This is a genomic window from Micromonospora globosa (assembly GCF_000717585.1).
GTDB classification, from domain to species: Bacteria; Actinomycetota; Actinomycetes; order Mycobacteriales; family Micromonosporaceae; genus Micromonospora; species Micromonospora aurantiaca.
On sequence record NZ_JNZR01000006.1, the window covers coordinates 24269 to 33511 of the forward strand.

Genomic DNA, 9243 nt, shown 5'->3' on the forward strand with positions numbered 1-9243 from the left:
CTTTCGTACGGCGGTGCCCGTCGGCCCGTCGAAAAACTTGTGGGTACGGATCAGGCGGCGCGCAGGGCCGGGCCGGCGGTGATGGCCCGCGAACCCCGCCCGATCGCCACGGTGCCGGACTGGACCATCTCCTTGATGCCGAACGGCTCCAGGTCGCGCAGCAGCGCGTCGAGCTTGTCCGGCGTGCCGGTGGCCTCGATGGTCAGCGTGTCCGGCGCGACGTCGACCACCCGGGCGCGGAACAGGCCGACCGTCTCCAGCACCTGGGCGCGGGCCGCGCGGTCCGCGCGGACCTTGACCAGCAGCAGCTCCCGCGCCACCGACACCTGCGGATCCAGCTCCACGATCTTGAGTACGTTGACCAGCTTGTTGAGCTGCTTGGTCACCTGCTCAAGCGGCGAGGACTCGGCGTTGACCACGATGGTGATGCGCGAGACGTCCGGGTTCTCGGTCTCGCCCACGGCGAGGCTGTCGATGTTGAACCCGCGCCGGGAGAACAGCCCGGAGACGCGGGCGAGGACACCCGGCTTGTTCTCCACCAGCACGGACAGCGTGTGCATAGTCATTGCTGTGCCTTCCTCGTCATGCCCTCATGGCCCTCGCTGCGCTCGGTGCATTCGGTCATGACTACAACTCGTCCTCGTCGAACGCGGGGCGCACACCCCTGGCGAACATGATCTCGTCGTTGCTGGTGCCGGCGGCGACCATCGGCCAGACCATCGCGTCCTTGCCGACCACGAAGTCGATGACCACGGGCGCGTCGTTGATCGCCATGGCCGCCTCGATGGTCTTGTCCACGTCGGCGGCGTTCTCGCAGCGCAGCCCGACGCAGCCGAGCGCCTCGGCGAGCTTGACGAAGTCCGGGATGCGGTGCTTGTGGGTGCCCAGCTCGGTGTTGGAGTAGCGCTCCCCGTAGAACAGGGTCTGCCACTGCCGCACCATGCCGAGGTTGCCGTTGTTGATCACGGCGACCTTGATCGGGATGCCCTCCAGCGCGCAGGTGGCCAGCTCCTGGTTGGTCATCTGGAAGCAGCCGTCGCCGTCGACCGCCCACACGGTGGTGTCCGGCTTGCCGACCTTCGCGCCCATCGCGGCCGGGACGGCGTAGCCCATGGTGCCCAGGCCGCCGGAGTTGAGCCAGGTGTGCGGCTTCTCGTACGAGATGAACTGGCTGGCCCACATCTGGTGCTGGCCGACGCCCGCCACGTAGACCGCGTCCGGGCCGGCGATCTCGCCCAGCCGCTTGATCACGTACTGCGGGGAGAGCGTGCCGTCGGCCGGCTCCTCGAAGCCGAGCGGGTACCGCTCGCGCAGGTCGTCGAGCTGGGCCCACCAGTCGGTCAGGTCGGCCGGCGGGTGCGCGGCCTGCTCGGCGGTGACGGCGGCGATCAGCTCGTCGATCACGTGCCGCGCGTCACCCACGATCGGGACGTCGGCGTGCCGGTTCTTGCCGATCTCGGCCGGGTCGATGTCGGCGTGCACCACAGTCGCGTCCGGCGCGAACGAGTCCAGCTTGCCGGTCACCCGGTCGTCGAAGCGGGCGCCCAGCGCCACGATCAGGTCGGCCTTCTGCAGGCCGTAGACCGCGGCGACGGTGCCGTGCATGCCGGGCATGCCCAGGTGCTGGCGGTGCGAGTCGGGGAACGCGCCCAGCGCCATCAGCGTGGTGACCACCGGGATGCCGGTCTGCTCGGCCAGCTTGCGCAGCCCCTCGGTGGCGCCGGCCTTGAGCACGCCGCCGCCGACGTAGAGGACCGGACGGCGGGCGCCGGTCATCAGCCGGGCCGCCTCGCGGATCTGCTTGCCGTGCGGGTGCAGCGTGGGCCGGTAGCCGGGCAGGTCGAGCGTGGGCGGCCAGGAGAACGTCGCCGGCGCCTGGAGCACGTCCTTCGGGATGTCGACGAGCACCGGGCCGGGCCGGCCCGTCGCGGCCAGGTGGAACGCCTCGGCCAGCACGCGGGGGATCTCGTCGGCGGTCTGCACCAGGAAGTTGTGCTTGGTGATGGGCAGCGTGATGCCCTGGATGTCCGCCTCCTGGAAGGCGTCGGTGCCGATCGACGGCCGGGCCACCTGCCCGGTGATCGCCACCATCGGGACCGAGTCCATGTACGCGTCCGCGATCGGCGTCACCAGGTTCGTCGCGCCCGGGCCGGAGGTGGCGATGCAGACGCCGACCCGGCCGGTGGCCTGCGCGTAGCCGGTGGCCGCGTGCCCGGCGCCCTGCTCGTGGCGGACCAGGATGTGCCGGACCGTGGAGTCGTAGAGCGGGTCGTAGGCGGGCAGGATCGCGCCGCCCGGAATGCCGAAGACCACGTCGACGCCGAGCGCCTCCAGCGACCGCACGAGCGAACCGGCGCCCGAGACCTCCGCGGTGGCGGGCTCCCGTACGGGCGTCTCGGTGGTGGCGGCCGCCGGGACGGTACGGCCGGGGCGGGCGGCGGGGTCGGAGTCACCGGCCGCGCCGGTGCCGGAGCGGGCACGGCGGGCGGAGTGGGCGAGGGTCTCTGGCGTGGGTCTCGTCATGGCGGTTCAAGCCTTCGGAAGTGAGTGGGTGACGCGCTTCTCAGGATGGGACGGGGAGGTCCCGGCGATGGTCCGACGGCAACAAAAAAGCCCACGTGCAGGATGCACGGGGCCAGCGCACTCTCGGTGGGAGAGTGCGCTCAGGTAAGTACTCGCGGCGACCGGTTCGACGACATGCGGCTAAGCCTGACGCATCTCACGCGATGAGTCAACTGATCCCACATTTTGGTTCACGGACGTGGGCGTGTCGGTCGCCGCGACCCCCTCCGCGCCCGGCGCCACCTGCGAAGATCCCTCCATCGAGGGACGCGGGGCGGGCGGGTTGTTGCGCAGCCGGGGCAGCAGCGGCGACGGGGCGCGCGCCGGCGCGGGCGGCGGCACCGGCGGCATCGCGGTGTGCCGGTTGCCGGGCGCCGTGGCCGCCTCCAGCATCGCCTCCAGGTGCTCGGCCGGTACGCCCCAGCCGAACAGCGCGCCCTGGCCGAACCGGCACCCGGCGGCCACCACCGCGGCCAGCTCGGTCGGGTTGGTGACGCCCTCGGCGATCACCTCCAGCCCGAGCTGGTGCCCCAGGCGCATGACGATGTCGACCATCGGGGCGAACGCCGGACCGTCCCGCCCGACCGGCCGGACCGGCTCGTGCTCGGCGACCAGACTGTGGTCGATCTTCAGGATGTCGATCGGCAGCCGCCGGAGCTGGCCGAGCGACGAGTAACCGGCGCCGAAGTCGTCGAGCGCGATCCGGACGCCGGTCAGCCGCAGCGCGGTGAGCCGCCGGATCAGCTCGTCCAGGTCGGTGGCCACCGCGTGCTCGGTGACCTCCAGCACCAGCCGCTGCGGCGGCACGTGGTGCGCGCGCAGCGCGTCGGCGACCTGGACCACGTACTCGGGGGCGTGCAGCTCGCGCGGCGACACGTTCACCGACACCCAGACGTCGTGCCCGTCGGCCAGCCAGCGGGAGAGCTGGTAGCAGGCCTGGTGCAGCACCCACGCGCCGAGCTTGGCGATCATCCCGCACTCCTCGGCGAGCGGGATGAACTCGTCCGGCCGGACGTTGCCCAGCTCCGGGTGCCGCCAGCGCAGCAGCGCCTCCGCGCCGACCGGCCGCACCGACGGCAGCGAGGCCACCGGCTGGAAGACCAGCCGCAGCTCGTCGCGCTCGATCGCGCCGCGCAGCTCGTGCTCCATCCGGGTACGCCGGCTCAGCAACTGGTCGTAGGTGGCGTCGTAGCGCTCGATCCGGTTCTTGCCCCGCTGCTTGGCGTAGCGCAGCGCCAGGTCGGCGTTGCGCAGCAGCAGCTCGACGTCCTGCTCACCGTGCCCGGCGGCCACGCCGATGCTCACCGACAGGAAGACCGGCCCGTCGCCCTGCTCGTACGGGCGGCCGAGCACCCCGAGCAGGCGGTCCGCGACCGGGCCGGGGTCGGCCGACCCGTGCATCAGCACCGCGAACTCGTCGCCGCCGAGCCGGGCGGCCAGGTCACCCGGGCGCAGGTTGCCCCGCAGCCGTCGCCCCACCTCGATCAGCACCGCGTCGCCGACGTCGTGCCCGCGCATGTCGTTGACGTTCTTGAAGCCGTCGAGGTCGAGCCCGAGCAGCACGCACGGCACGCCCGCCTCGGCACTGCGGTGCAGGGCACGCAGCAGCCCGCGCCGGTTCGCCAGCCCGGTCAGCGGGTCGGTGTGCGCCAGCTCGCGGAAGTGCGCCTCCCGCTCGGCCAGCCGGATGGCGTAGCCGCGGACGTCGTTGAGGGCGAGGTACTGCCGGGTCACCAGGGCGAACCCCTCGACCGTGCCGGCCACGATGGCGTACCCGTCGAACCCGCCGCCCTGCACCAGGTGGTAGATCGCGGAGGCGGCCATGGCGAACATCGGTACGAAGGCGTACTCGCCGTCGCGGCGGATGAAGTCGACGTCGAGCTGCGTCAGGTCGGCCCGGCGCCCGGCCACGGCGGTGGCCAGCAGACCGGCGGCGGTCAGCACCGCGCCGGTGAGCACCATGCCCGGGCCGGCCTGGCAGAGCCCGGCGGACACGGCCAGCCCGCCGGCCGTCACCGCTATCGCGCCGGCGGCGAGCAGCGTGAGCCATCCGCGCGGCGGCGCGACCCGCAGCACGACGATCACTGTGAGCCCCGTGGTGAGCGCCGCGCTCACGGTGGCCAGCACGATCGGCAGGCAGGCGACGGGTGTGGCGTCGCCGAGCAGCCGGGTCGGCTCGCTGAACGCCACCCAGCCGACGAACCAGAGCGCGCTGCCCATGATCAGGCCGTCGAGCAGCAGCCGGGCGGTGGCGGCCCGGGTCGCGGCCGCGCCGGGCAGCCGCAGGACGGCGGCGCCGAGGCCGAGCGCGGCGAGCGTCGTACCGGCGGCGACGAGGACCGCCCATCCGGTCCGCTGGCCCTGCCGGTGCGCCCAGTGGTCACCGGCGGCCAGCAGACCGCCGAGGCCGACCAGGAGGCTGAACAGGGCGGCGCCGGCGGCGACCGCGAGCAGCAGGTGAGCCGGCCGGCGGGGGCCGGTGCGACGCCGCACCGACGCGACGAGCAGCACGGCGGCACCGGCCGCGGCGATCCCGCTCAACACCGCGACGGTGACCATCCCCGGGGACGACTGCACGCGTCAACTCTGCCGGATGAGCGCCTCCCGTGGGGGACCGGGTGTGCAACTGTTGGGACACAGGGTGCGCGCGGCGGAGTCGCCGCGCGGATGGTGTCAGACTGGTTGTCATGCCTGAGCTGCGGTCGAGGACCTCCACCCATGGTCGGACGATGGCCGGCGCCCGGGCCCTCTGGCGGGCCACCGGGATGACCGACGACGACTTCGGCAAGCCGATCGTCGCCATCGCGAACAGTTTCACCCAGTTCGTACCCGGTCACGTCCACCTCAAGGACCTCGGTGGCCTGGTCGCCGACGCGGTGGCCGAGGCCGGCGGCGTCGGCCGGGAGTTCAACACGATCGCCGTGGACGACGGCATCGCCATGGGCCACGGCGGCATGCTCTACTCGCTGCCCAGCCGGGAGCTGATCGCCGACGCGGTGGAGTACATGGTCAACGCGCACTGCGCGGACGCCCTGGTCTGCATCTCCAACTGCGACAAGATCACCCCGGGCATGCTGCTGGCCGCGCTGCGGCTCAACATCCCGACCGTCTTCGTCTCCGGCGGCCCGATGGAGGCCGGCAAGACGGTGGCGATCGAGGGCGTGGTGCACTCCAAGATCGACCTGATCGACGCCATGATCGCCTCCTCGAACGAGGCGGTAACCGACGACCAGCTCGGCGAGATCGAGCGCTCCGCGTGCCCGACCTGCGGCTCCTGCTCCGGCATGTTCACCGCCAATTCGATGAACTGCCTCACCGAGGCGATCGGCCTGGCCCTGCCGGGCAACGGGTCGACGCTCGCCACCCACGCCGCGCGGCGGTCGCTGTTCGTCGAGGCCGGGCGCACCGTCGTCGAGATCGCCAAGCAGTGGTACGAGAACGACGACGCCTCGGTGCTGCCGCGCTCGATCGCCGGCCGGGAGGCGTTCGAGAACGCGATCGCCCTCGACGTGGCGATGGGCGGATCCACGAACACGGTGCTGCACCTGCTCGCCGCCGCCCGCGAGGCGGAGCTGGACTTCGGCGTGGCCGACATCGACGCGATCTCCCGCCGGGTGCCGTGCCTGGCCAAGGTCGCCCCGAACTCCCCGAACTACCACATGGAGGACGTGCACCGCGCCGGCGGCATCCCGGCCATCCTCGGTGAGCTGGACCGCGCCGGGCTGCTGCACCGCGACGTGCGGTCGGTGCACTCCCCCAGCCTCGACAAGTGGCTGGCCGACTGGGACGTGCGCGGCGGCGCGGCCCGGCCGGAGGCGGTCGAGCTGTTCCACGCCGCGCCGGGCGGGGTGCGCACCACCGAGCCGTTCTCCACCACCAACCGCTGGTCGTCGCTGGACACCGACGCGGCCGGCGGCTGCATCAGGGACCGGGAGAACGCGTACAGCGCGGACGGCGGCCTGGCCATCCTGCACGGCAACCTCGCGCCGGCCGGCTGCGTGGTGAAGACCGCCGGTGTGCCCGAGGAGTGCCTGACGTTCCGCGGCCCGGCCAAGGTCTACGAGTCGCAGGACGACGCGGTGACCGCGATCCTCGCCAAGGAGATCGTCGCCGGGGACGTGGTGGTGATCCGCTACGAGGGCCCGAAGGGTGGCCCCGGCATGCAGGAGATGCTCTACCCCACCTCGTTCCTCAAGGGCCGTGGGCTGGGCCGCTCCTGCGCGCTGCTGACCGACGGCCGGTTCTCCGGCGGCACCTCCGGCCTGTCCATCGGGCACGTCTCCCCGGAGGCGGCCTCGGGCGGGCTGATCGCGCTGGTCCGCGACGGCGACGAGATCGTCATCGACATCCCGGGCCGGTCGATCGAGCTGAACGTGCCCGGCGACGAGCTGGAGGCGCGGCGGGTGGCCGAGGAGAAGCGGGACCGCCCGTACACCCCGGTCGACAGGCAGCGTCCGGTGTCGGCGGCGCTGCGCGCGTACGCGTCGATGGCGACCTCGGCCAGCGACGGCGCCTACCGTCGCGTCCCGGAGTGACGTAAGGAAGGGCCCCCTCTTAACGCCTCCGGTAGAGGAGGGGGCCCTTCTTAACATCAAAGATTCGCGAAGCGAACCGGCTCCGCCAGCACGGCTGCTGCTGCGTCGAGGTCGGCGAGGCGTGCCGCCAGGGTCGCGGCGGCAAGCCGCTCGGGCAGGGCTGCGCCGAACTTGAGGCCGGCGACAGCACGCCGGTCGATGTCGGGAAGGCACAACCGTTCACCGGCTCCGGTCACCACGGCTCGCCACTGGTCCCTTGTCACATCCCGGCGGAGCCGGATGGCACAGTCGTCGAAGCGCTGCGAGGGGTCGATCACCTCGCCGAGCGTGGCGGCCAGCGTAGCGTTGCCCCGCAGACCCGCCCAGGTCCACCAGTGAAGCTCGCCGCGGGAACGCACGACGCAGGTACCTCCCGGGTGGACCAGGGACGAGCGCTCCTCCCGGATCGTCGCGAGCCGGCTCGCCGCCCTAGTGGTCAACCGCACCGGCGGGTCGTTCCCGAGCAGGACCTCCCGCATCGCTCGGGTCAGCGGAAAGCTCGACCCGAGCCACCCCTGCGAGGTCCACCGTGCTCGGCCCCCGCCGTCCGCGGGTTCCACGAAACAACGCCGTCTGCGCCAGTCGACGTAGGTGACCCGCCAACTCCGGCCGCCGAGCAGCAACTGGCGGTCGCCCCGTACCTCCTCGGTGAGCAGGCTCGGGTCAATCCGCCCGATTTCCTGGCGCCCGTGCAGGACGGTGAACTCCGGCGGGCCGGTGAACACCGCCGTCAGCTCCATGAAATGTCTTCGGCCGAATCGGCGTTCCGCCTGCGTGCCGATGAACATCAGCCCGCCGTCGCTGTCCAGGTAGCCCTCCTCCGTCAGGTGACGCACAACGGGCTGGGCGGTGTGGTCAAACGGGGCCAGCCCGTTCCATGCCTGCGCCCAGAGGCGGCTGCCGACGCGGCCCTCCTGCAGACAGAGCGCGAGCATTTGCTGGGCGACGATGTGACGAGGCTCGGGCGGTGGGAGGACGGGCTCCACCCTGCCTTCGCCCCACAATGACAGCAGAGCGGCTGCCCTGGTCAGCTCCATAGCACTGCGGCAGAGAAAGAGGCAGTTGCGCGAACTGCCCGGTCTGCGGCCGCTGCGGCCGAGCCTCTGCAGAAAGGACGCGACAGTTGACGGTGAGTCGACCTGGACCACTCGATCCAGGTCCCCCACGTCAATACCGAGCTCGAGCGTGCTGGTGGAAACGATGACGCAATCTCTGGCCTCGGCGAACGCCTGCTCTGCCCGGCGCCGCTCGTCGAGTGAGAGCGAAGCATGGGAGAGGAAGGTGGTGACACCGCGTTCGCGGAGCAACTGTGCCAGTTCCTCGACCGTCTGCCGGGACTCACAGAAGACCAGCCGCTTCTCTCCTCGATGCAGCGCGGCGATGACGACGGCTGCGTTGGCCAGGGAGCCTACATAGTCGAGCTCGACCTGACCGGGTGGCTGCGTAGACGCGGATAGGGCTGCCTCGGTGGGACGTGAGGGTGCGACGACGACACCAGGTCGGCTGTCTGCGCCGGCACCCTGCAACCACCGGAGCAACTGGTCAGGGTTCCCCACGGTGGCCGAGAGCCCGACCCGCTGCAGCGGGTGTCCGGCCAGCCGGGTCAGCCTCTCCAGCAGCGCCAGCAGGTGCCAGCCGCGGTCGTCGCCGGCGAAGGCGTGCACCTCGTCCACCACGACGGCTCGTACGCCGGCGAGGAACATCCGATGGTCCACGTTCGCGCTGACCAGCATCGACTCGATTGATTCGGGAGTGGTCAGCAGGATGTCTGGGCGTTCCCACAGCGTCCGTCGGCGAGCCGTTGTGCTCACGTCGCCGTGCCAGAGTGCGACCGAGCGGCCGAGCCATCCGGCGTACCGTTCGAGCCGGGGTAGCAGGTTGTTGAGCAGTGCCTTCAACGGGCACAGATAGATCAGTGAGGTGCCGTCCCAACGCTCGCCTGCCATGCGTGTCAGGAGCGGGAAGATCGCCGCTTCGGTCTTGCCGCCCGCCGTAGCGGCGAGCAGTAGCGCGTCGTCCCCTCGGGTCACAGGTGCCAGGGCGTCTCGCTGCAGCGGCCGCAAGTCCGGCCAACCGAGGCTGTTGACCACGTGGTGCAGCAGTACCG

At 71.6% G+C, this 9243-nt stretch carries 5 protein-coding genes; 1 reads left to right on the plus strand and 4 read right to left on the minus strand.

Features of this window, described 5'->3' with window-relative positions:
- Positions 1 to 50 precede the first annotated feature (50 nt).
- The 3 genes from ilvN to IF06_RS0108580 all read right to left on the minus strand — a co-directional run bounded on the left by ilvN (position 51) and on the right by IF06_RS0108580 (position 5139).
- Entirely contained in the window at positions 51 to 566 is a 516-nt protein-coding gene (gene ilvN, locus IF06_RS0108570) for an acetolactate synthase small subunit (RefSeq protein WP_013284504.1), read from the minus strand.
- Positions 567 to 627: 61 nt separating this feature from the next.
- Positions 628 to 2523, minus strand: a complete 1896-nt coding sequence (locus IF06_RS0108575) for an acetolactate synthase large subunit (protein ID WP_013284502.1) — start codon at positions 2521 to 2523, stop codon at positions 628 to 630.
- Between the two features lie 180 nt (positions 2524 to 2703).
- A complete protein-coding gene (locus IF06_RS0108580) occupies positions 2704 to 5139 on the minus strand; it encodes a putative bifunctional diguanylate cyclase/phosphodiesterase (protein ID WP_013284501.1) in 2436 nt (811 codons plus the stop codon).
- A 110-nt stretch (positions 5140 to 5249) separates the two neighbouring features.
- On the opposite strand from IF06_RS0108580, the gene ilvD reads away from it, so the two are divergent.
- Positions 5250 to 7097: a dihydroxy-acid dehydratase gene (gene ilvD / locus IF06_RS0108585; RefSeq protein WP_030270081.1), complete on the plus strand. Its 1848-nt coding sequence runs from the start codon at positions 5250 to 5252 to the stop codon at positions 7095 to 7097.
- Between the two features lie 56 nt (positions 7098 to 7153).
- On the opposite strand, the gene IF06_RS0108590 is transcribed toward ilvD, so the two are convergent.
- Positions 7154 to 9226, minus strand: a complete 2073-nt coding sequence (locus IF06_RS0108590) for a DEAD/DEAH box helicase (RefSeq protein ID WP_232236638.1) — start codon at positions 9224 to 9226, stop codon at positions 7154 to 7156.
- Between the last annotated feature and the right edge of the window lie 17 nt (positions 9227 to 9243).

Bases quoted from the DNA above. Each gene is read 5' to 3' on its own strand.
- ilvN (WP_013284504.1), bottom strand. From the start codon at position 566: ATGACTATGCACACGCTGTCCGTGCTGGTGGAGAACAAGCCGGGTGTC.
- IF06_RS0108575 (WP_013284502.1), bottom strand. From the start codon at position 2,523: ATGACGAGACCCACGCCAGAGACCCTCGCCCACTCCGCCCGCCGTGCC.
- ilvD (WP_030270081.1), top strand. From the start codon at position 5,250: ATGCCTGAGCTGCGGTCGAGGACCTCCACCCATGGTCGGACGATGGCC.